General features: G+C 69.3%; 19 protein-coding genes and 1 pseudogene. 10 read left to right on the top strand and 10 right to left on the bottom strand.

The annotated features are described in order from the left end of the window. Positions 1-171: 171 nt before the first annotated feature. On the bottom strand, positions 172-489 hold the full coding sequence (locus OG700_RS13700) for a hypothetical protein (RefSeq protein ID WP_405613267.1): 318 nt from the start codon (positions 487-489) through the stop codon (positions 172-174). 34 nt (positions 490-523) lie between these two features. Between OG700_RS13700 and OG700_RS13695 the strand changes: the two genes are divergently transcribed. Continuing rightward, positions 524-721, top strand: a complete 198-nt coding sequence (locus tag OG700_RS13695) for a hypothetical protein (RefSeq protein WP_405613265.1) — start codon at positions 524-526, stop codon at positions 719-721. On the opposite strand, the gene OG700_RS13690 is transcribed toward OG700_RS13695, so the two are convergent. Next, the gene (locus OG700_RS13690; protein ID WP_405613263.1) at positions 707-1,111 is read right to left on the bottom strand and encodes an ATP-binding protein; all 405 of its coding nucleotides are present in this window, start codon (positions 1,109-1,111) and stop codon (positions 707-709) included. The two genes, OG700_RS13695 and OG700_RS13690, sit on opposite strands and share 15 nt — an antisense overlap. 118 nt (positions 1,112-1,229) lie before the next feature. Between OG700_RS13690 and OG700_RS13685 the strand changes: the two genes are divergently transcribed. From OG700_RS13685 to OG700_RS13665, 5 genes and pseudogenes are all read left to right on the top strand, one after another. Then, the gene (locus tag OG700_RS13685) at positions 1,230-2,054 is read left to right on the top strand and encodes a Scr1 family TA system antitoxin-like transcriptional regulator (protein WP_405613261.1); all 825 of its coding nucleotides are present in this window, start codon (positions 1,230-1,232) and stop codon (positions 2,052-2,054) included. Next, a complete protein-coding gene (locus OG700_RS13680; RefSeq protein ID WP_405613259.1) occupies positions 2,041-2,244 on the top strand; it encodes a DUF397 domain-containing protein in 204 nt (67 codons plus the stop codon). The genes OG700_RS13685 and OG700_RS13680 overlap by 14 nt, the downstream gene beginning before the upstream one ends. 740 nt (positions 2,245-2,984) lie before the next feature. Next, a pseudogene (locus tag OG700_RS13675) lies at positions 2,985-3,248 on the top strand (Scr1 family TA system antitoxin-like transcriptional regulator); the annotation flags it as partial. A gap of 143 nt (positions 3,249-3,391) precedes the next feature. Next, positions 3,392-4,927, top strand: coding sequence for a hypothetical protein (locus OG700_RS13670; protein ID WP_405613257.1), 1,536 nt, complete (start codon positions 3,392-3,394; stop codon positions 4,925-4,927). Beyond that, the gene (locus OG700_RS13665) at positions 4,924-7,311 is read left to right on the top strand and encodes a glycosyltransferase (RefSeq protein WP_405613255.1); all 2,388 of its coding nucleotides are present in this window, start codon (positions 4,924-4,926) and stop codon (positions 7,309-7,311) included. The genes OG700_RS13670 and OG700_RS13665 overlap by 4 nt, the downstream gene beginning before the upstream one ends. A gap of 93 nt (positions 7,312-7,404) precedes the next feature. Here OG700_RS13665 and OG700_RS13660 read toward each other — a convergent pair whose 3' ends face one another. From OG700_RS13660 to OG700_RS13650, 3 genes are all read right to left on the bottom strand, one after another. Continuing rightward, complete coding sequence (locus tag OG700_RS13660; RefSeq protein ID WP_405613253.1) at positions 7,405-8,211, bottom strand: hypothetical protein; 807 nt, start codon at positions 8,209-8,211, stop codon at positions 7,405-7,407. A gap of 945 nt (positions 8,212-9,156) precedes the next feature. Then, a complete protein-coding gene (locus tag OG700_RS13655) occupies positions 9,157-10,536 on the bottom strand; it encodes a polysialyltransferase family glycosyltransferase (protein ID WP_405613251.1) in 1,380 nt (459 codons plus the stop codon). Continuing rightward, positions 10,536-11,525, bottom strand: a complete 990-nt coding sequence (locus OG700_RS13650; RefSeq protein WP_405613248.1) for a glycosyltransferase family 2 protein — start codon at positions 11,523-11,525, stop codon at positions 10,536-10,538. Before OG700_RS13650 ends, OG700_RS13655 begins: the two co-directional genes overlap by 1 nt. A 198-nt stretch (positions 11,526-11,723) precedes the next feature. Between OG700_RS13650 and OG700_RS13645 the strand changes: the two genes are divergently transcribed. From OG700_RS13645 to OG700_RS13630, 4 genes are all read left to right on the top strand, one after another. Continuing rightward, on the top strand, positions 11,724-13,049 hold the full coding sequence (locus OG700_RS13645; protein ID WP_405613246.1) for a DUF6716 putative glycosyltransferase: 1,326 nt from the start codon (positions 11,724-11,726) through the stop codon (positions 13,047-13,049). Between the two features lie 305 nt (positions 13,050-13,354). Next, positions 13,355-14,572 (top strand): cytidylyltransferase domain-containing protein, encoded by a 1,218-nt coding sequence (locus OG700_RS13640; RefSeq protein WP_405613244.1) that lies wholly within the window; start codon positions 13,355-13,357, stop codon positions 14,570-14,572. Positions 14,573-14,582: 10 nt separating this feature from the next. Continuing rightward, complete coding sequence (locus tag OG700_RS13635) at positions 14,583-15,512, top strand: N-acetylneuraminate synthase family protein (RefSeq protein ID WP_405613242.1); 930 nt, start codon at positions 14,583-14,585, stop codon at positions 15,510-15,512. 5 nt (positions 15,513-15,517) lie between these two features. Then, a complete protein-coding gene (locus OG700_RS13630) occupies positions 15,518-16,588 on the top strand; it encodes a hypothetical protein (RefSeq protein WP_405613240.1) in 1,071 nt (356 codons plus the stop codon). A gap of 28 nt (positions 16,589-16,616) precedes the next feature. Here the strand turns inward: OG700_RS13630 and OG700_RS13625 are convergent, their stop codons facing one another. The 5 genes from OG700_RS13625 to OG700_RS13605 all read right to left on the bottom strand — a co-directional run bounded on the left by OG700_RS13625 (position 16,617) and on the right by OG700_RS13605 (position 22,976). Beyond that, positions 16,617-17,255: a hypothetical protein gene (locus OG700_RS13625; RefSeq protein ID WP_405613238.1), complete on the bottom strand. Its 639-nt coding sequence runs from the start codon at positions 17,253-17,255 to the stop codon at positions 16,617-16,619. A 91-nt stretch (positions 17,256-17,346) separates the two neighbouring features. Further along, the gene (locus OG700_RS13620) at positions 17,347-19,677 is read right to left on the bottom strand and encodes a hypothetical protein (RefSeq protein WP_405613236.1); all 2,331 of its coding nucleotides are present in this window, start codon (positions 19,675-19,677) and stop codon (positions 17,347-17,349) included. 36 nt (positions 19,678-19,713) lie between these two features. Beyond that, on the bottom strand, positions 19,714-19,908 hold the full coding sequence (locus tag OG700_RS13615; protein ID WP_405613234.1) for a hypothetical protein: 195 nt from the start codon (positions 19,906-19,908) through the stop codon (positions 19,714-19,716). A gap of 99 nt (positions 19,909-20,007) precedes the next feature. Further along, positions 20,008-20,658 carry a hypothetical protein gene (locus OG700_RS13610; RefSeq protein WP_405613232.1) on the bottom strand — a complete coding sequence of 217 codons (651 nt, stop codon included), beginning with the start codon at positions 20,656-20,658 and terminating at the stop codon, positions 20,008-20,010. After that, positions 20,658-22,976: a hypothetical protein gene (locus OG700_RS13605; RefSeq protein WP_405613230.1), complete on the bottom strand. Its 2,319-nt coding sequence runs from the start codon at positions 22,974-22,976 to the stop codon at positions 20,658-20,660. Before OG700_RS13605 ends, OG700_RS13610 begins: the two co-directional genes overlap by 1 nt. Positions 22,977-22,996: the final 20 nt, after the last annotated feature.

Raw genomic sequence — 22,996 nt, 5'->3', positions numbered from 1 at the left:
CTGGCTTGATTGGCAAGGGATCTACGTGATGGCGCCCTTGTCCGTCGACACCGGGACGTCGCGTCGTCGCCCGCCGGACAGGGCCTAAGTTGCCCCTCGCGGCAAGGTTTGCCCCGTCGCGCCGCCCAGCACGCACGCTCGCCGCGTTGGCCACAAGTCCTGGTAGCTCCGTTACGCGTTGCCGGCTGGCGACGGCATCAGCGGCCCGGCCGTCGCCGACCTGCGTCGGCGCCAGTACGCGTACGTCAGGATGCCGAGCATGGGGCCCCACAGGACCAGAGGGACGTAGGAGGCGTAGAAGTAGACGGTCTCCCAGCCGCCGGCCTTGCTCGGGAAGTTGGCCGGCGGTGGATCGCCGTTGGTCTTGGACTGGGTGACCGTGGTGATGATCGCGATGACCGTGAAGACCAGGGGCAGGATCGTCGCCCCGATCGTGGCCGGGACGACCGCGGCGGCCGTCGGTACCCGCCGCCCACCCAATCCCGGCATCCAGCGTGGGAACACCTCGCCCGAGGAGCAGGCCATGGGTCCCGACCCGGCCTCGGGCGAGGGCGCGGGCGCGGGGGGTGCGGAGGGCTACGACCTGGCGGCCCGCGCGGAACGCCTCGCCGGTCACCCGCTGGCGGCGGCGGCCGGCTTCGAGCTGTTCGGCGACCACGACGCGGGCTTCGAAGCGGGGCTGGCGGCGGTGGTGGCGGGGGTCGGTTCACTCGTGGAGTGACAGCTCCGCCCAGACGGACTTCCCAGGCCCGTTACGGTGCTTGACCCCCCAACTGTCCGCGAGCGCGGCGACGAGCGCGAGCCCTCTGCCATCGGGCGACTCCGGGTCCGGTTCCCGGACCTCGGGCCAGTCGGGCGAGGCGTCGTGCACCTCGATGCGCAGCGTGTCGGACATCCGCAGGTACCACGTCTCGATCTCCCGCCCCGGCGAAACGCAGGCATGGCGCCCCGCGTTGGTCAGTAGCTCGGACAGCACGAGCACGGCCGACTCTTCGAGTGGCGCAAGCCCCCACCCGGCGAGCGCCCTCCGCAACTCCCAGCGCGCGAGCCCGACACAGCGCGGGTGGCGACTCCAGCGGAGCACCACCGAATCTCCGAGGCCGGAGTTCATTCGGCCACCTCCCTAAGTTGCTCTCTGTGATGTTTCACTTACAGAGTGGGGTGGTTGCCGCTAGCCTGGAAGGGTTTCGATCTTGACAACGTGTGCTTCAAGGAAGGGAGTTGATCGCATGCTGGAGGAACGGGTACCGCGTAGTCCCCGGGAGAAGTACGGGGCGGAGCTGCGGCTGCGACGTATGGCGGCGGGCATGACACAAGAGGCGTTGGCGCAACGGGTGGTGTGCTCACCGACGCTGATCAGCCACTTCGAGGCGGGGCGACGGTTGCCGAGCCCGGCGGACGCGAAGCGGATCGATCAGGCGCTGGGGACGGACGGGTTCTTCGAGCGGTGGTTGGAGGACCTGGACGCGAAGTTCGCCCAATTCTTCTCCGCTGTGGCGGAGTTGGAGAAGCAGGCGGTCGAGATCCGTCATTGGGGTCTCACTCTGGTGCCCGGCCTGTTGCAGACCGAGGCGTATGCGCGTGCGGTGTTCCGCTCGTACGACCCGAACTACCGGACAGAAGAGGTTGACCGCAAGGTGGTCAACCGGATGGAGAGGGCTCAGATCCTTGAAGGGGTGTCAGGCCCCGTAGTGTGGGAGCTGCTGGACGAAGCCGTACTGCGACGTCATGTCGGCGGGGCGGTCACGATGGCCACTCAACTGAGCAAGGTCGTCGCGATGGCCGAGACGGGACGGCTGCGGCTGCATGTGCTGCCCTTCGGGGCAGGGGAACACGCCTTGTTGGAAAGCTCGCTTGAACTGATGAGCTTCGAGGATGCCGCGCCAATCGCTTACGTTGAGGGTCTGAACACCGGGAACCTGATGGACGATCCGGCCCTGGTGAGCAAATGCCAGGCGGCGTACGATCTGGCCCTGAGTGACGCGTTGTCGCAGAAAGATTCACTGGCCCTGGTCCGGGCCGTAGCGGAGGAATACCAACATGGTGCGCAGTGAGCGCTTCACGGGGTGGCGCAAGTCGAGCTACAGCGGTGGCAGCAACGGCAGTTGCCTCGAAGTCGCGGACGGCCACCCCGTCGTCCCCGTCCGGGACTCCAAGCTCGCGCACGGCCCCGCGCTCGTCTTCCCCGCCGCCGGCTGGTCGTCCTTCGTATCCGCCGTGAAGACTGGGACTCTCACCCACTGAGGTCTCCGTCTGTTGCCGGGGGTGAACCCTGCCCGCCGCGAGGGTCGGATCCGGTACGCGAGGCCAGCCTCTAGGCTTGTCGCCCATGGCTGAACTCACCTTGCTACAGACTGCTGAAATACCCTTCGGCGCGCTCACGGACTTTCACCTCGTCACCACCCCTGCAGGGCCACTGCTGGTGGGAACCCATCCGGACGGGGCTTGTACATGGGATCCGTTGCGGGACCGGTGGGCGGTGCACCGGCTTGACAGCCCGTGGCAGTCGGGGGAGCAGGACGGCCCCGCCGTACCAACAGCCTTGCGTGCAATGGTCGTTGATGGGCGGATCGTCGTCGGCGGAGGCGCGGACGGGCTGCGGTTCGCGCTGTGGGATCTGGAGACCGGCGCGGTCCGGGTCTTCGCCGAATACGACGACTTCGACGTGGACGCGGTCGGCACGCTGGAACTTCCCGGACGGTCACTGTTTCTCGTCTCCCCCGACGCGGAGGCCGTTGCCCTGTGGGACGCCGACGGCAGTGGCACCGGGGAACGTACCGCCGAACTCAACGCCAGATGCGATCGCACCGCGGCGACAGGGGTGCTCGGTCAACGGCCCGTACTGGTCAGTGCCGACGAAGACGGTGGTCCCATCCAGGTGTGGGATCTCAACGACCGTGCGCGCCTGGTGGGGTTCGACTGGGCACTGGAAACCGAGGAGGGCGAGGAGACGTTGTTGGCTGTCGGTCTGGCGAACGTGGGCGGTGAGCGGTGTGATTGGCATGGACACGGCGGAACTCGGGATCGTGCCGTTCGGCGCCCCGTTGCGGATTCCGCCCGCCAACGGATTCTGGATCTTCGACAGAAGGCTCGTCATCGTCGAGGACTGGCACGCCGAGCTGTGGATAGACGACTCCGCCGGTCTCGCCACCTACGAGCGCGTCTGGGAATCGCTGCGGTCGTCCGCCGTGTACGGCGCCGACGCCCAGCACGTCATCTCCCGCGTGCGGCGCGAACCGTACCCCTGAGACGTCCGCCGCCGGCCCGAACATGGTTCGGGCTCGTGGCGTTCCTCCCGCCGACGCGGTCAGTTCACCTTCCCGTCGCGCGGGTTTCCTAGCCTGTCGCCGACCCGCAACCTGATCGCGGGCAGACAGACGCTGGGAGCACCATGACGAAGGTCCGCAACCGATGGCTCAGGCCGCGCGACGGGGACGGTCCGGCCGGGCCGGCCGATGGGGGCGGGCAGGTGCCGGGTCGGGGGGACCGGATCGCGCCGACCGAGCTGGACGTGTGTCTGCGGGCCTGCGCCGTGCACAGCGGGAAGGTGGTCGGCAGCCTCGACCGCAGGCGCGCCGAACTCGCCGAGAAGCTGCGCCTCGTGCTCGCCGTCCACGCGACCGGCGCCGGCGACGGCGCCCCGGCCGGGCCCGCCGCCGCGCCGCTCATCCGGCGGGCGGCCAAGAAGGTCGTCGCCGGGGCCGCCGCCACGGGCTCGCTGAGCGGCGAGCTGCTGGACGCGCTGCTGGCCGTCGGCAACAAGGCCCTGGAGTGCGGGTACGCCGACGAGTTGAAGCTGTCGCTGCTCATCAGCGACGCCGTGCTCACCCAGCGCAAGAACTCGCGGGCCGGCTGGCGGCTGCGCGCCCGCACGCTGGAGGCCATGGGCGACGAGCCGGCGACCGTCGCCGCGTACGAGCGCTACCTCGCCCTGACCGAGGAGGACGGCTTTGGTGTCGCCCCCCGGATCGCGGGTCTGCGCACCGGCGGTGCGAAGCAGGACGAGATCCTGCGACTGCTCGAACGCGGCTGCCCCCAGGCGTCGGTGTACGCGGACGGCCCCGCCACCGACATCTGGGCGGACGGTGTAGCACTGCACGAAGCGGGTGACCGGGCGGGCGCCGAGGCGCGGTTGATCGGCGCGCTGCTCGCGATGCGAGGCGACGGCAGCCCGGTGACGGACCTTCAGGTGTCCATCGGGCAGTACCTCGACCTGCGGCTCTCGCATGGCGGTCCCGTCGAGGAGACTCGCCAACTCGCCGTGCTCTACGGCGAGATGCGCCGCAACCGGCAGCGCGGACCGGTGCCCGACCCCACCTTCGGCGACGTCCAGTGGCTCACGCTCGGCGAGTTCCGCAACCAGATCGCCGGCCGGTCCATCTGCCTGATCGCCAACTCCCAGAGCGTCGGGCGCGGTTCACTCGGCCCCGAGATCGACGCGTACGACCTGGTGGTCCGCTTCAACTCGTACAAGATCGACGCGGCGGCCACCGGCAGGCGTACCGACATCCACACCTCCATCCACAAGCATGGCTTCAACTGGGACCAGAAGGTCACCACCCGGCTGATCTTCGGCGGTCTGGGCAACGACTGGAAGAACTCGCTGCGCAACCGGCTTGTCCCCGGCGCCCAGACCCACGTCAACGACGAGTCGCTGCGCTGGCCGCTGCGCAACATCGGCCGCGTCGGCAACGACGCCTGGCCCGCCATCCCCACCAGCGGCTTCAACATGCTCTGGCTGCTGGACTTCCTGGACGTCAGCCCGAAGCTCGACCTGATCGGCTTCGACTTCTACGAGAGCGGCGCCTACCGACTCAAGGAGGCGATGCGGATGCCCATCACGTCCGTGCACGAGTACACCAGCGAAAAGGCGTGGGTCATGGAACGCGCCCAGAGCGTGACCGACACAAGGATCTCCCTGCGATGACCGCCACCCCCGCCGCGCCCCTCTCTGCCAACGCCTCCAGCTCCAACGCCCTCACCGGCAAACGACGCCTGGCCTTCGCGTCCTTCGTCGACGAGAACTATCTGCCCGGCTTCCTGGCGCTGCTGCGCAGCCTCGCGCTGTCCAACCCCGGTGTGTGCGAGGACTTCGTCGTCCTCCACGACGACCTGCGGCCCCAATCGGTGGCCTCCATAAGGGCGTTGCACCCACGGATCCGCTTCCACCGCGTCGACGCCGCCCGCTACGACAGCTACGAGAAGGGCGACCAGGACAACTACCTGGTCCGCAAGGCGTACTTCATCCTCGATGTCTTCCGGCTCCGCGACTACGACACGATCATCACCCTCGACACCGACATGGTCGTCCTCGGTGACCTCTCCGAACTGCTCCAACTGCGCGAAGGACTCGCCGCCGTACCGCAGTTCTTCTACGGGCAGCACAAGCTCAACAGCGGACTGCTCGTCATCCAGCGCGAGTATCTGAGCGACGAGTTCTGCGCCCGCGTCGACGCCACCGGACGCAGCGGCGACTACGAACTCGACAAGCACGACCAGGGCATCCTCAACTCCGTGCTCGACGGCGACTTCGTCCAGCTCGACTCGCGCTACAACTTCGTCAAGCGGCGGCTCTCCGGCGACAAGCCCGTCCCCGACGACACCGCGATCCTGCACTTCACCGGACGCCACAAGCCGTGGCAGGGCGGCGAGGCCGGATACACACAGGCAGAGGACCGCTGGCGCGAATTCGACCTGACGGACGCGGAGTTCCACGCCGCGTACATGGCCGTGGCCGGCCCCCTGCACCATGACCTGGTCGTCGCGTACGGCACCGAACACGTCGCCCGCACCGGGGACGTCGAGAGCGCCCGCAAGGTCGCGCACGCGCACATCAACGCGGGCGGCTTCCAGGAAGCCGCCGACATCCTCGGCAGCGTGCACATCCCGGTCGACGACACCTGGCCGCACGAGGTGCTGGGACACGCCCTGATGAGCGTCTCCCGGTACGAGGAGGCCAAGGTCCAACTGCACCTCGCGGCGGGCTCGCCCGGCCGCGCCGCGACGTCCTTCGGGCGCCTCGCGCAGATCGCCTGGATCCACGGCGACGACGCGGCGGCGCACGCGTACGCCATGCGGGGGCTGGCCGTCGACCCCACGCACCGGCCCAACCGGCTGATGCGGCTGCGCACCCGGGACCACGGTCTGCCCGCCCCGCACGAAGGCACTCCCGATGACCAACTAGCCCAACTCGCCCATGTCGCCTTCTACATGCCGCAGCAGGGCAACGCCGGCGACAAGCTGCTGCCCGAGTCCGTACGGCTCGCGGTCGGCACCAGCACCGGTCCGCGCGACGGCGCGGACAGCGGTGCCGACACCGAGACGGGGCCGCGCCGCTGGTACTCGATCCACGCCCACCGGCTCTTCGACAAGGCCGCGCTGGAGCGCGTCAACGAGCGGCGCGGCCTGGTCATCGGCGGCGGCGGACTCTTCATCCCGGACACCGCGCCGAACGGCAACAGCGCCTGGCAGTGGAACGTCCCCGACGAGCACCTGACCGCCATCGACGTACCGATCATCGTGTACGCGGTCGGCTTCAACGCCTTCGACGGCCAGTCCTACCGCGCCGGGCGCTTCAACTCCTCCCTGCGCCAACTCGTCGAGCGCAGCGCCTTCTTCGCGCTCCGCAACCACGGCTCCATCGAGAAGGTCCGCGCGCTGCTGCCGGCCTCGCTCCACGACAAGGTGCGCTTCCAGCCCTGCCCGACCACGGTCACCCGCCAACTGGTCGACGGCTGGAGCGACCCGGCCGCCGGGCAGCGCGAGAACACCGTCATGATCAACGCCGCGTACGACCGGGCGGGGCTGCGCTTCGGCCACGACTACGGGCACTTCCTCGCCGAGATGGCGAAGGCGGTACGCGCGCTGGGCGAGCACACCGAGGTCCAGTGCGTGGCGCACTCGCTGGACGACGAGAAGATCGCGTTCGACCTGCGGCGCGAGCACGGGATCTCGCTGCCGGTCATCCCGATGTACGACTTCGACAACGACGCGATCAGGGACACGTACGCCCGTACGAAGCTGGTCATCGGCATGCGCGGCCACGCGGGGATGATCCCCTTCGGCTGCGGCACGCCGATCATCTCGCTGATCTCGCACCCCAAGATGGCGTACTTCCTGGCCGACATCGACCGGCCGGAGTGGGGCGTCTCGGTCCACGACAAGAACCTCGGGGCGCTGCTCACGGAGCGGGCGCTGGGGCTGCTGGCCGACCACGCGGGGGCGGTGGCCGATGTGCACGGCAGGCAGCGGGAGTTGTGGAAGGTGACGCAGTCCAACGCGGCGGATCTGCGGGGGATCCTGGGAGCGTGATCCGCCGGGCCGCCCGTCCGGCGGACGGTCTGTCCTCAGTCGCCGGACGGGCTGCTGCGCTGTGTCCTCAATCGCCGGACGGGCGCAGAGGCTTCAGTAATGCACCTGCGTCGGAAACGTGGCCGTGGGGCTGAACAGCGCCGCGTACGCCTCCTCGTGGTGTCTGCGGTGGCGGCCCGACCTGTTCGCCTCGGCGGCGGTCTGGGTGGACGACGGGGTCAGCATCCCGTTGTCGGCCAGGGCCTGTACGCGCAGCAGCAACGCACGGATGTCCAGGCCCAGTTCGCCGGCCACCGTCTGGAGGTCGAGACCGGACTGCCAGCTCCAGAGCAGCACCGAGTCCATGCTCGACGACCAGACCACCGGGTTGCTCTCGGCCTCGGACGTGTGGAGCACGGGCGAGGCCGAGTCCTGGTGGTAGGCCATCTCCTGGAGCGGGCTGCTCTCGGTGCGCGGATGCGGCAGGTGGACCTCTGTCGGAGACCCCTGCGAACCCTGGTGCTGCTGATACATCTGGGGCGCCTGCGTGTGTTCGATGTACTGCTCCTCCGCCGGCTGCGCGGGCGGCGCCACCGGCTGCGCGGTGGCCGCCTGCGTCTGTGCCTGCGGAATCGGCTGCGTGTGCGCCTGCGGGTAGCGGTCCAGCAGCTCTTCGGCGACGCTGCGGGCGTCGCTCTTGCCGACCGTGCGCCGCGCCAGCCGTACCTCGCGTTCGTTCAGTCCCATCAGGTCCGCTACGGCCCCGTCGTTGCCGACGGTGACGGCGAACGCGGCGAGCGTCCGGCTCCGCTCCGCCTGCGCCCCGTCCAGTACGGCCTGGGCCTGCCGCACCTGCTCGTCGCTCGCGCAGAAGGCTTCGGCGAGGACGCTGTTCCGATCCCAGAGTTCACGTGGTTCCACGCGGGTAACAACGCGGGCGAGGCGGAAGAGAATGCGACTTTCCGTCAATTACCGCCAAATGGATCAATGGGTCGCTATCTGCCGAAAGGGTGAATCGGGCTCTCAATGCCCTCAAACGCCGGGCGGGCTGGGGTGTTGTCCTCAAGCGCCGGACGGGCTGGAGGTGCCCGCCGGGTGGGGTTGGACGGGTGCTGCCCGGTGGGTGGGTGTCCTCAAGCGCCGGACGGGCTGGGGGTGGCCGCCGGGTGGGGTGCCCGCCGGGTGGGGTTGGGCGGGTGCTGCCGGGTGGGTGGGTGTCCTCAAGCGCCGGACGGGCTGGGGGTGGCGGCCGGGCAGGGTGTCTGCCGGGCGGGGCTGGGGGTGGCCGCCGGGTGGGGTTGGGCGGGTGCTGCCCGGTGGGTGGGTGTCCTCTCAAGCGCCGGACGGGCTGGGGGTGGCCGCCGGGTGGGGTGCCCGCCGGGTGGGGTTGGGCGGGTGCTGCCGGGTGGGTGGGTGTCCTCTCAAGCGCCGGACGGGCTGGGGGTGGCGGCCGGGCAGGGTGTCTGCCGGGCGGGGCTGGGGGTGGCCGCCGGGTGGGGTTGGGCGGGTGCTGCCCGGTGGGTGGGTGTCCTCTCAAGCGCCGGACGGGCTGGGGGTGGCCGCCGGGTGGGGTGCCCGCCGGGTGGGGTTGGGCGGGTGCTGCCGGGTGGGTGGGTGTCCTCTCAAGCGCCGGACGGGCTGGGGGTGGCGGCCGGGCAGGGTGTCTGCCGGGCGGGGCTGGGGGTGGCCGCCGGGTGGGGTTGGGCGGGTGCTGCCCGGTGGGTGGGTGTCCTCTCAAGCGCCGGACGGGCTGGGGGTGGCGGCCGGGCAGGGTGTCTGCCGGGCGGGGCTGGGGGTGGCCGCCGGGTGGGGTTGGGCGGGTGCTGCCCGGTGGGTGGGTGTCCTCTCAAGCGCCGGATGGGGCTTTCAGGCGCGCAGGCGCAGCACCGCCCGGCGCAGGCGCCTCGCGCGGCGCACCACGCGCCGCGCCGTCGCGTTCTGCGGGATGCGGACGAGCTGCGGGCCGACCGCGCCCGGCAGCCCGAGCGTGGTCAGCCGGCGGCGCTTGAAGTACCGCAGCGTGTGCGGGTCCAGCCGTCCCGCCAGGAAGCTCTCCGCCGCCGGCCGCAGCTCCGGGTGCATCTGCGGTTGCATCACGAAACCGACGGCCGCGACCAGCTCGGCGGGGTTCGGCTCGGGCCGGTACGTACCGCCGTCGTCCGGCCGGCCGACGCTCGGGCCGTCGTCGTCCAGCGGCGGGACCAGCGCGTGCACCAGCGTGACCGGCACCCGGTTGCTGTTCTGGTACGGCGAGAGCCGGCCGAGCAGCATATCCGTGCCCGTGCGGGCCACCGGGATACCGAAGAACGCCGACGCCGTGAACAGCGCCGTCGAGAAACACCCCACCACCAGCGCCGGCTTCAGCCGCCGGTACAGCACCTCGGCGAGCACCGGGGCGTCCAGCACGGTCAGTTGGGCGCCCAGCTTCGACGCCTCCTCCTCCAGCCGGCGCGACCAGAGCACCGGCGCGGTGGGGTGCGGCTTGAACACCACACGCGTGTGCCCGAGTTCGACCGCGCCCCGCACCATGCGCAGGTGCAGCTCCTCCTCCTCGTGCTCGCTGATGATGCCCAGCGCGGCGAGGTACTGCCCCAGCAGCAGCGCGGGTCGTACGGCGGGAGTCCCGAAGTCCTCCGCAGTGTCGCCCAGTTGGTCCAGCACCCGCAGGAAGTCCGGCGTCGGCACCGCCTGCGACGGGACGCCGAACTCGGTGAGCAGCAGCGGCACCAGGCCCGGTACGAGATCGAGGTGCAGCAGCCTGCGCACCCGCGCGCCCACCTGGAGGTCCAGCCGGTTGCGGGTGGGGCCGTAGCTCATCAGCCCGTCCGCGTACACCTCGATCCGGGCGGCCGTGAAGATCTCCGCGAGTGTGAGCGCGGGGCTGACCTGGATCGATTCGAGGACCAGCTCCACCGTGTCGTCGCCCAGGCCCCAGGCGAGCCGCAGATGGCGCTCCCAGATAGGCAGGTCGTCCGGCCGGGGGACCCAGCCGCCGGGATGGAACGGCGCGATCGTCTCGTTCCACGACAGCACCGAGTCGAAGCGGTGGCGCAGCCGCTCGAAGCCCGGCATCTCGTGGACGGCCGGGGTGAGTTCGGGCGTACCGGCGTTGTTGCTCACGACCAGGACGCTCCGGTCGGCGGCCTGGAAGAGCCCCGCGTCGATCGCGGCGGCCAGCGTGGCGGCGCCGTACAGGGTGGAGGCGTAGAAGACGCGCGTCGTACGGCGGTGGGAAGAGGTCGTCATCAGGCCGCCGCCTTCCCGGCCGCGCCCTGGCGCCTGCGCGGTCCGCGCAGTCTGCGCAATTGGGTGGAACGGTCCAGGTCCATCGAGTTCAGCGCTTCTCCCAGTACGTCCTGCGGCAGCCGTTTCATGGCGGCTGCGCTCATCGCGCGCAATTGCCGCGCCACGGCCGGTTCGAACCTTTCCCTCGCCCCCAAGTGGTGCGAAATGATGGCCAGATAAGTCCTTACGGCCTTCAGCAGAAAACGCTCACCCTCGCGGTCCGCCGCCGTTTCCTCGACGACCTGGTCGAATGCGCGGATGAAATCCAGCTGCCGTACGTCGCCGATCTGGGTGAGCGACGAAGCGACCCCGCGCCGGTAGAAGATCCCGAGCAGCCCCACGGCGGCGAAGGAATCCGCCTCCCGGTGCAGCCGCCAGATCCACGGCCGGTCCTCGGCGGTCCGCAGCCCGTCCGTGAAGTGCAGCAGCCCCCGGTCGGCCAGGCGCCGGTGGTAGATGCCGGCCCAGGCGTACGCGTAGTCCACGGACGTGGTCCGGTCGGCGGGCAGGATCGTGTCGCGCGGCTTCAGGACCTCACCGCGCGGGCCGACCGGGACCCGGTGCGCCGTCCGCGCCCTGCCGGTGAACTGGACGTGGTCCGTACGGACGAAGTCGCAGCCCAAGTCCTCGATGGTGGCCAGCAGTTGCTCGTAGTAGCCCGGCGCCACCCAGTCGTCGCCGTCGAGATAGGTGACGTATTCACCGCGTGCGGCGTCGAGCCCGGTGTTGCGCGCGGTGGCCAGTCCGCAGTTCTTCTCGTGTCTGAGCAGGACCGCGCCGGGCAGCTCGCGCTCCGCGCGGCGCAGCAGCTCCGGCGTCCCGTCGGTCGAGCAGTCGTCGACGAGCAGGAACTCGAAATCGTCTCGCGCGTTCGCGACAAGGCTTCGGAGGGTTTCGGTGACGTATGTCCGCACGTTGTAGAACGGCACGACGACAGAGAGCTTGACCACCCCGGTGACGTTAGGCGGCGGCCCGTCATTCGTTTCGACTTCCGCGAGGATGCGAGATGAACGACGGATGGCGGAAGGGTTGACCAAGCCCGTTCCCGATCCGTCCCCGGGCCATTTCGCTCTCCGTCGACCCGCTGTTAACCATTTATTGCCGCTGCGTTGGGCCGCCAAGCTCCCTGCCTTCCTAACGTCCAACACGTGCCATCACGTACCAGCAAAGCGCTACGGGTCGCCGTGCTCGCCGACTCCGACACACGGTGGAAGTGGGGCGCGCTGACCGCGCGCCGCATCGCACCCGACGACCGCGACATCGAGCTGAGCGGCTTCCTGCTGCGCGGACGAGCCACGCCCACCGCCCGCCAGCTCGCGGAGGTGGGGGCCGAGGCCGACGCGCTGCGCGAGATGACAGGCACCGAATTCCTGGACGTGCTGCGCGCGGAGCCGTACGACGTCATCGTCCTCGCCCTCGTCGGCGGCGCCGTCCAGGCGATGCTGCACGGGATATCCGCGCTCGGGCTGCCCGACCGGCCCGCGCTCGTCACCGGCTACGTCGGCGTCGTCTACGAGAAGCTGTCCGACGGGCTCCTGCTGCGCCACGGCGCCGACCTCGTCCTCGCCAACTCCCGCCACGACGCGCAGCGTTTCCGCGCCGTGTACGACGGGGTGGGCGCCGGGTCCGACTCGGTGACCGAGGCCGCGCTGCCCTTCCTCGGCGGCGCGCGGTACGCCCCCGAAGAGGGCAGGGACACCATCGTGTTCGCGGCCCAGCCGTCCGTCCCGCTGACCCGCGCCGACCGCGCGTACCTGCTGCGACGGCTGGTCGAGCACGCCAGGCTGCACCCGCGCCGCGAAGTGCTGCTCAAGCTGCGCAGCCGCGTGGGGGAGCAGACCACGCACGTCGAGGAGTACCCGTACCAGCGCCTCGCCGAGAGGCTGCCCGGCGGCCTGCCGCCCAACTTCCGCCTGGTGTACGGGAACATGGGCGAAGTCCTGGACGGCACCGACCTGCTGGTCACCGTCTCGTCGACGGCGGCGCTGGAATCGCTGCACCGTCGCGTCCCCACCGCGATCCTCACCGACCTCGGGATCCGCGAACCGCTCGGCAACCACCACTTCATCGGCTCCGGCTGCCTCGCCTCCTGGGACCAACTCGACGGCGGGCAGCGGCCGAAGGCCGACCCCGTGTGGGCCGACCGGCAGGGCGTCGCCGCCGACGGTTCGTACGCCTCCGCGTTCGACGCGGCCCGCGAACGCGTCGCGAAACTGCTGGCCGACGGCGAACTGCCGCCGATCACCCCGTACTACACGGCGACCACCGCACCCGGCTATCTGCCGGGCCTGCTCGCCCGCTACCACCTGGCACCGGACGGCACCCCGCTGACGGAGGCCAGCCGCGCCGCGACCGCCGGGACGACCGGCGTACGGCGCGTGGTCCGCGACACGGTCCGCGCGGCGGCCCGCGGCGCCTACCGGCACGGCGTCCAGCGCGTGGCCCCGGCGATCCGCCGGATGGGCGAGCTGTGACGGGGCGCGGGGTGACGGGGCGCGGGGTGGCGGTGGGCGGGGCGCTGACCGGTGCTGTGGCCGGAGAGGTTCACCGGGTCCGTCCGGTGGGCCGGTTCGTCCTCGATCGCCGGACGGGCTGGATCGGTTCGGGCCGTTGGCCGGGTTGTCCTCAATCGCCGGACGGGCTGGATGTGCGGCCCGTTCCCGCGCGGAAGACGGCCGCCCAGGGCCTGGCCGCGCGGAACCCGGCTGCCTGGAACCCGGCCGCCCGGACCCCCGCGCCCCACAACCGGCACCACGCAGCGAACCAAGGAGACCCGTCCATGACCGTCCTCGCCGTGATCCCCGCCCGCGGTGGATCCAAGGGCGTCCCCGCCAAGAACCTCGCACAGGTCGGCGGCGTCCCCCTCGTCGTACGGGCCGTCCGCGCCTGCCGCGCCGCCCGCCAGGTGACCGACGTCGTCGTCTCCACGGACGACCCGGCCATCGCCGACGCCGCCCGCGCCGCCGGGGCCGAGGTCGTCCTGCGCCCGGCCGCCATCGCCGGCGACACCGCGACCAGCGAGGCCGCCGTCCTGCACGCCATGGACGCCTACGGCGCCCTGCGCGGCACGGCGCACCGTACCGACGTCGTCCTGCTCGTGCAGTGCACCAGCCCCTTCATCACCCCCGGCGACCTCGACGGCGTCGTGTCCGCCGTCACCGAGGCCGGCGCCGACAGCGCGCTGACCGTCGCGCCCACCCACGGCTTCATCTGGCGCGCCGAGAGCGACGGCTTCGGCGTCAACCACGACAAGTCGAACCGGCCCCGCAGACAGGACCGCCCCCAGGAGTTCCTGGAGACCGGCGCCGCCTACGCGATGCGCGCCGACGGCTTCCGCGAGGCCGGACACCGCTTCTTCGGGCGTACGGAACTCGTCTCCACCGACCCCGAGCGGGTGCTGGAGATCGACGACCCGCACGACCTTCAGCGCGCCCGCGCACTCGCGCCGCTGCTGGACACCCCCGCGCTCCCCGGCCGCGCCGACATCGACGCGGTCGTCCTCGACTTCGACGGCACCCAGACCGACGACCGGGTGCTCGTCGACTCGGAGGGCCGCGAGACCGTCGCCGTACACCGCGGTGACGGCCTCGGCATCGCCGCACTCCGCCGCGCCGGCCTGGAACTGCTCATCCTGTCCACCGAGCAGAACCCGGTCGTCGCCGCACGCGCCCGCAAACTGCGCGTGCCGGTGCTCCACGGCATCGACCGCAAGGACCTCGCACTGAAGCAGTGGTGCGACGAGCACGGGATCACCCCCGAGCGGGTGCTGTACGTCGGCAACGACGTCAACGACCTCCCGTGCTTCGCGCTCGCCGGCTGGCCGGTGGCCGTCGCGAGCGCCCACGACGCGGTACGCGCGGCGGCGCGTGCCGTCACGACAACACCCGGCGGCGCCGGGGCGATCCGCGAGATCGCCGGCTGGCTCCTCGGTCCCGGTCTCGACGTCAGCACCCCCACGAACCCCCCACGTCCCATCACCGTCATCTCGACCAGCTAAGGACCCCCCAATGAGCACCAACTCCCGCCTGCGCACCCTCGGCACCCGCTCCGCGGGTCCCGGCCGCCCCGTCTACGTGACCGGCGAGATCGGCATCAACCACAACGGCGACATCGACAACGCGCTCGCGCTGATCGACGCCGCCGCCGAGGCCGGCTGCGACGCCGTCAAGTTCCAGAAGCGCACCCCGGAGATCTGCACCCCGCGCGACCAGTGGGACATCGAGCGGGACACCCCCTGGGGCCGGATGACGTACATCGACTACCGCCACCGCGTGGAGTTCGGCGAGGCCGAGTACGCCACGATCGACGCGCACTGCGCGAAGCGCGGCATCGACTGGTTCGCATCGCCGTGGGACACCGAGGCCGTCGCCTTCCTGGAGAAGTTCGACGTGCCCGCGCACAAGGTCGCCTCCGCGTCCCTCACCGACGACGAGCTGCTGCGCTCCCTGCGCGCCACCGGCCGTACCGTCATCCTCTCCACGGGCATGTCGACGCCGAAGCAGATCCGGCACGCGGTCGAGGTGCTGGGCAGCGAGAACATCCTTCTCTGCCACGCCACTTCGACCTACCCGGCCAAGGCCGAGGAGCTGAACCTGCGGGTCATCAACACCCTCCAGGCCGAGTTCCCGAACGTGCCGATCGGCTACAGCGGCCACGAGACCGGTCTCCAGACCACCCTCGCCGCCGTCGCCCTCGGCGCCGCCTTCGTCGAGCGCCACATCACCCTCGACCGCGCCATGTGGGGCTCCGACCAGGCCGCGTCCGTCGAACCGGGCGGCCTCACCCGCCTCGTCCGCGACATCCGCACCATCGAGGCGTCCCTCGGTGACGGCGTCAAGAAGGTGTACGAGTCGGAGCTGGGCCCGATGAAGAAGCTCCGCCGCGTCACCGGCGTCGTCGCCGAGGCCGCGCACGACGCACAGCCCGTGGCGGTCTGACAGCCATGAGCCGTCCCGCCGAGGTGTGCGGCCCGTCCCCTCACGCCATCGCATTCGTGGAGAGCCCGGTCCAACTCCTGAACGTGCTGGAGTGGGCGCGGGCGAGCGCCACCGGTGCGGAACTCACCGTGGTCGTCCTGTCGCCCACCGATCCCATGTCACGCGGCCAGCTGAGGCGGATGGCCGAGCTGGCCCGTGACGCGGGCTTCACCGTGCGCTGGCAGGAGGCCCGCGGCGGCGCGGGCGCGCCGCTGCGGACGATACGGGAGCTGGCTCCCCTGCTGCGCAAGGCGGAGCGGATCGTCATCGGGGACCCGTTCTCCCGCTACGTACAGCTCCTGCTGACCCTCGTCAGCAGCAAGGAGCTGACCGTCGTGGACGACGGGACGGCGACGATGGAGTTCATCGCGCAACTCGTGCACGGCGAGCCGCTGGTGCGCTGGCACCGGCGCGGCGGCCGGCGCGGACCGCGCGAGCTGGCGCTCGCGCCGGTCTCCGCCGTCGCGCGGCGCCGGCTCACGCCGTCGCGCACCCGCGGCGTCGAGGTTTTCACCTCGATGCCGGTTCAGGCCCCGGAGGGCATCACGGTCACGGCCAACACCTTCGAATGGACCAAGGCCACCTTCGGGCCGCCCCGGATCACCAAGGGCGCCGACATGGTCGGCACCTCGCTCGTCGAGACGGGCGTGGTCGACCTGGAGCGGTACGTGACGGCGGTCGGCTCGCTCGCCCGCACCCACGGCGCGACACGGTACTTCGCGCACCGCAGGGAGAGCGTGGAGAAGCTGCACCGGCTCGCCACGGAGACGGGCCTGGAGATCGTCCGCCCCGACCTCCCACTGGAGTTGATCGCCCGGCGCGGCCCGATCGGTTCGACCGTGCTCAGCTTCCCGTCGACGGTCGTCCACACCCTGCCGCTCGCGCTCGCCGGCACGGGCGTGCGGGTGGCGGTATGGGACATCGCCCCGGAATGGCTGAAGTCCACCGCTTCCCCCCGCGCCCAGGGCTTCCTGTCGGGCGTCACGGGAACGGCGAAGGACGTCCACCGGCTGCCGAGGCTGCCCGCCTCCGCGTGAGGGGGCGGGCAGCCGCCCAGCCCGGCGGCTACGAGGCCGGGATGAGCGACGGCTTGGCTTTCAGCCCGCCGTTTTCCTCGCAGCCGAGTTCCCTGGCCATGGCCATGGCGAAGGAGTGGGCGACGGTTGCGTAGGCGTTCTTGAGGGGGCGCACATCCCCCTCGGCCTCCGTGGGCATTGCCTGTGATCGCGCCCAGACACTGACATGGTCGGGGAATTCGCGAGACTCGTCCTTCGGCGAGCAAGGGAACGTGACGAACGCGGAGTCGTGAGCCGCACCGGCTTTCTCGCCCATGGGAAGCCTGGTGAATTTCAGGGCGGTGTCTTCCTTCGGAGGTGTGCTGCTCAGTCTCCAGACGACGCGAATCTCAGCGGCCGGGCCACCGGATTCGGGACGCGGATAAATGCTGCAGACTTCTCCGGTTCCGGAGCCCACGGGTGCGGCCTCGCGGGTCAACTCCCCGGCTGCGGCGGCGACAGCGGATTCCCCGCCGGTGGGAGCGAACAAGGTCGCACCGGTGATGACTTCGAGTGCACCGACCGCGGCCTTGTTCACGGCTCCCACGGCGCACAGTTTGTCGGCCGTCACGGACTCGTCGGCCGCGTTCCTGTCCGTCTCGTCGGATCCGCCGCAGCCCACGGCCCCGAATCCCAGGGAACCGGCCACGGCCACGCAGAGGAGCCCGTACGTGCTCCGGCGGGTGGTCATCATCAGCATCTTTCTCCGTAGACGTCGTGGTGACGGTGGACGGGTGCCTTCAGCCGGTTTCCGGGTCGTGGCCCTGCTGTGCGGCGCGACTGTTGCCCTTTTCATAGCCGGCCAGTTGGGATTCGGTGAGATCAGCGCCGAACTTGCCCTCGGGGTCTATTCCATTCCGTGCCAGGAATTCGTCCATCGGTGCCATGGCCCGACCTTCACCGGAGAAATAGATCGCGCGCCTTTCGTTTTCGTTCAATTCCTTGACCTTGTCCTCGTTCTCGTCCACCGATTTCTCGGAGATCGCACCGACGATCTGGCTGACGGTCCCTTCGACCAGGGGTGGGCCGGTGTCCGACGCGAGCGGGATGAGGACCGCAGCCGCGCCCACCGCTGGAGCGGCGGGCAGGAAGGCGACAGCAGCGCCAGCCCCGACAGCCGTCCCGAATTCGATCAAACCAGCGCGTTTGGCAACCGCCTTCTCGAATTCCTCATGGCTGTCGAGGTTGTCGGCTATCACCTGGTCGGCGCGTGTCTGGTCGAGCATGCCCTGCACCTCGGAGCCGACACGGATGGCGGTCCTGGCACCTCCTTCATCGACCCCGCCCGGTCCGACCTGAGCCTCCAGCACGCTGCGGGTGTAGACCTGCTCGGCGGTGGAGAGCGTGGCGTAAGCGTCGGGGTGCTGACCCACGGCGCTGAGGAAATCGCGGACGGTGCTCTCGCCGTCGCCGCCGGGGGGATAGTCGAAGTCGATGCGGCCTTCCGTCGGCCCCCCGCTGAAGACGCTGCCCGGGCCGGTGCCGGCCAGGGCCCAGTTGATGTCGTTGATGTACCCCGCGCCCATGGTGCCGAGGCTGTCCGCCAGCGCCTCCTGCTCCTTGAGCAATTCCGGGTCAGAGCCGTACTTCTCCATGACCGTCCGCATGATCGCCGCGTTGTCCGCGTCCCGGACGACATCGCCGTCCGGGTGTCCCGCCGGGTAGCCGAGGGTCGCGGCCTCCAGCGCCCTGCCCAAAGCGTCGGGCATGTGGTTCTTCGGGGTGCCAGCTGGGTTGTGCTCGTTGGTGTCGGGGAAGCCCTCCCACTTCTCTGTGCCGAAGAAGTCGAGGTAGTTGGCGATAGGGGTGTCGTCGGCCTTTCCGAGGTCGGCCGTCGCGCCCTTGTTGACCGTGCCGTCCTCGTTGTACGCGGTCGGGGGGTCGGTGAAGAACTGCTTCGCCGCGTCCGGGCTGTTGCCGAGGGCCTCCAGCATGGCGGTCATCGGGTCGTAACCCGCGCCGTTGACGCCGGAGGGGTTGAACGGGTTCGTCAACGTGCCCATCCCAAAGGGACTGAACTGGTACGGGTTCTTCTGATGGAGCTGTGCCACGTGTTCGGCCATCGGGTTGAGGAACTTCGGGTCGTAGTTCCCGCTCCGCATGATGCCGCCGAGGAGTTGGTACCCGTAGGCCCCGTTGGAGTCGCCCTTGTACAACGGGATTCGTTCCGTGCCCATCTTGCGGAGCTCCGGGCCCCACTCCGCGGTGAACGCCCTGTCGTGGGAGGCGGTGGCCAGGTTCAGCCCCAGGTTTCGCTGGAGTTCCTGTACGTCCTTGAGCCGTTGGCCGTCGACCTTGCCGTAGGTGGACGTGTCGGTGGCGAGCGCGCCGAAGAACGCGAGGGACTTCTCCGGGCCGAGCTTCTCGTAGAAGTTCTTCGAGAACTCGACGGACTTGCTGTTGTCCGCCAGCAGTTCGTTGAGCGCCTGGAGTTCGGTGTGGGTGAGGCCACGGCCCTTGCCGGCCAGGGCGGCGGCCCGTGCGGCCTCCTCCTGGTCCAGCTTGGTGTACGTCGGGCCGCTGAAGTCCTTGCGGTCGGTGACGTTGGCCTCAAGGGCGTTCTTGAACGCCACGTCGGTGTCGTCGCAGTTGTCGACGATGCGGTCGATCTTCGCCTGCCAGGCGGCGATGTTCCGCTTCTCCCGCTGGAGGATCTCCTGGTAGCCCGGGTCATGGGCGCGCTGATACGGCGTGAGCTCCTGGATCGAGTTCCGGTGGGTGACCTTGCCCTTGGCGTCCACGTGGATGCCGGCCGCCGGCCCCTCGTCGTCCCGGATGTTCAGCAACTGGTCCCTGGCGGTCTTGATGGCCGCGTAGCCGTCGTCAAGGATCTGCGTCACGCCCTTGGCCTCGGCAGCGGCGTCCGTGAACTCCTTGGCCGTCTTGGCGATGAACTCCTTGGTGACGCCCGCGTTGACGCCCTGCCACGCGGCTCTGTTCGCCGCGGCCTTCATGCCGTCCTGGGCATCCTCGGCCAGCCCGTCCAGCATGGCCTTCATCGCCTCCCATTTGTCGGCGGCGGCCTTCAGCTTCGCCACCGGGGCGTTGATGATGTCCTCGTACGTCAGCATGCCGAACGTCCCCCGTCGTTCCCCGCGTGTGGTGCGTCACTTCATGTAATCCGTCAGTGCCGAGATCGTGGCGATGTCACCCTCGATCTTCACCTCGTCCTCGGCATGCTGACACGGTCCGGTTGGGCCGAGGTCGGTGGCGCTGCCGCTCTCGGGGCCGCTGAACAAGTCATCGGAGACGTGGTCGGCGGTACGGGGCGAGGCCGGGGCGCTGAGGTGCTGGACAGGCAACCGTGGCCCTGCGGTCGCTTTGCGACGAAGTGGCGTCGGGCCGGAGAGTGCGGCCGTCAGACCTCGCCTCACCCGTGCACACCTACTCCCGCTCACCGGTTACGTGGCCGCAGGCACTACGGAGGGAATGACGGGGGGCGTTGTGCACCCCATTTCTTCCGTCACCGACTGAGCGAACGCCCTCAGCAACTCCCACCGGAGTTCCGCTCCGAGGCTCGCACCCGACACGTCGAACTGGAGCGGCAGGTCGGACGACTGCGACGCAGTTGCTCCGTGCACCGCGCATGCCGCGAGCAACTGCATTCGGGCCGGCCCAGGCTCCGGTGCCACATACACCAATTTGTTCACCTGACGCCACGTCCGGCTGTTCTTCGGATCATTCAGCAACCCGAGTGAGAGAACGGACCACTTCACCGTTGCATCAACGGTGCCGCTGTTCTGGTCTCCCTCGAACGCATCCATTCGGCAACCAGTGTAGGAGTTGTGCAGCAGATCCGACTTCTGCCACTGCTTCGCCTCCCGTACCAGACCGTCCACGAGTACATCCGCCTGAGGTGTTCCGCTCACCTCGACATCGCTTCCGCTCATCGTCTTGACGGCCGCTTCCACGTTCCCGGCACCGAGCAACGACTTGCACCGCCCCAGTTCCGGGGATTCTGCGCGGTCCTCGCCCCCGGAACATCCCGAAAGAAGACCGCCGATGACCAGAACCGCGATGGCGGTGAGCCGGTTCGGGTTGCGCAGCATCATCACTTGACCCTCCCCTGATCGCTGGCCGCGATTTTGCCGTTCCCGTAATAGGTCTCGATATCCAAGGCAAGCTGCCGCTTATCGTGTGCCGACATGCCGACGTCGTCCGCGTAGTTGAGCAGGGGGGTAACAGCGCCTTGCTCCCCTACAGCCTTGAACTTGTCAATCCCTGTCAGGGCGTCGTCATTGTTGTCATATTCGCGCTGCTTCAGGTAGTCCATCGTCTCGCCGGCGTATCCGGTGTCAATTGCCGCAGTCGCGGTATCCATGACGAGAGGAACTGCCGTAGCGGCTACTACGCCTGCGGCGGGACCCAGGACTACCGCAGTACCGACACCCACCACAGCGCCTACGCCGGAACTGACCCCGAATTTCCTCCACTCGGCATCCTTTTCCATCTCAAGTATTTTGGCATCCTCTTCGCCCTTGAACTGTTGATGAATTCCTTCAATGCGCGATTCATCGAGGATCCCATGTACCTTTGCCCCGTTGGATCCGAAGATCAATGCGGAATCCTGGTGCTCGGATCCGAATGTCTTCAGCCCGCTCGCCTCGTAGACCTGTTGTGCTGATGACAACGACTTCCAGCCCTCTTCATCGGCTGCCACCACAACCATGAACCGGCGACTCGCGGCTTCGCCGAAGTCGGTCCGCCCGGAACCATCACTGCTGTTTGCGAACAGCGAGTCACGCCCGAGTTCGTCGCCGACCGACCCGAAGTTGTACGTGGAGTAGTTCAGGTCGTCGATATATGCGGCACCCATACGCCCCAGGTTGTCCTTCAGCGCTTCGTGCCGACCCAGCAGACCCGAATCCGAACCGTAACTGTCGATGACCTCCTTCATGATGCCCGCCGTCACCTCGTCCCGCTTGAGCGTGGGCGAGGGATCGTCCCAGGCGTGTCCGGTGGTCGCCGCCTCCAGTGCCTTCCCGAGCGCGTCGGGCATGTACTTCACGGACTTCTCCTGGTCATCGCGGTCATGACCCGTGATGTCGAAGAACGGGTCGTAGTCCTCGTTCTGGAAGTAGTCCAGGTAGTTGGTGATCGTCTCCCCGTCCTTGTTCTTGCCCAGGTCGGCGGTGCCACCTTTCGGGGTGCCGTCCTCGTTGTAGGCGGTGGGAGCGGCGGAGAAGAACTCCTTCGCGGCCTCCGGGCTGTGCCCCAGGGCCTCCATCATGCTGATCACCGGGTCGTAGCCCGAACCGTTGACACCCGAGGGGTTCAGCGGATTCTCGGGTCCGGGCAGCCCCTTCGACCCGTAGAAGAATCCGTGGTCCTTCTGCCGTAGCTGGATCACGTGTTCGGCGATGGGGTTGAGGAACTTGGGGTCGTAGTTCCCGTACCGCATGATCCCGCCGAGCAACTGGTACCCGTACGGCCCGCTGTTGTCGTACTTGGACAGCGGAATGCGTTCCGTGCCCATCTTGCGGAGCTCCGGGCCCCACTCCGCGGTGAACGCCCTGTCGTGGGAGGCGCTGGCCAGGTTGAGCCCCAGGTTCTTCTGGAGTTCCTGGATGCCCTTGAGTCGGCCCTTGTCGACCTGGCCGGACCGGTAGGTGTCTGTTGATAGCTGGCCGAAGAACGCGAGGGACTTCTCCGGGCCGAGCTTCTCGTAGAAGTTCTTCGAGAACTCGACGGACTTGCTGTTGTCCGCCAGCAGTTCGTTGAGCGCCTGGAGTTCGGTGTGGGTGAGGCCACGGCCCTTGCCGGCCAGGGCGGCGGCCCGCGCGGCCTCCTCCTGGTCCAGCTTGGTGTACGTCGGGCCGCTGAAGTCCTTGCGGTCGGTGACGTTGGCCTCAAGGGCGTTCTTGAACGCCACGTCGGTGTCGTCGCAGTTGTCGACGATGCGGTCGATCTTCGCCTGCCAGGCGGCGATGTTCCGCTTCTCCCGCTGGAGGATCTCCTGGTAGCCCGGGTCATGGGCGCGCTGATACGGCGTGAGCTCCTGGATCGAGTTCCGGTGGGTGACCTTGCCCTTGGCGTCCACGTGGATGCCGGCCGCCGGCCCTTCGTCGTCCCGGATGTTCAGCAACTGGTCCCTGGCGGTCTTGATGGCCGCGTAGCCGTCGTCAAGGATCTGCGTCACGCCCTTGGCCTCGGCAGCGGCGTCCGTGAACTCCTTGGCCGTCTTGGCGATGAACTCCTTGGTGACGCCCGCGTTGACGCCCTGCCACGCGGCTCTGTTCGCCGCGGCCTTCATGCCGTCCTGGGCATCCTCGGCCAGCCCGTCCAGCATGGCCTTCATCGCCTCCCATTTGTCGGCGGCGGCCTTCAGCTTCGCCACCGGGGCGTTGATGATGTCCTCGTACGTCAGCATGCCGAACGTCCCCCGTCGTT

This window comes from Streptomyces sp. NBC_01508 (genome assembly GCF_045040315.1).
Classification (GTDB): domain Bacteria; phylum Actinomycetota; class Actinomycetes; order Streptomycetales; family Streptomycetaceae; genus Streptomyces.
Note: the sequence above shows the minus strand (reverse complement) of the source record. Positions and strands in the feature narration are given on the sequence as shown.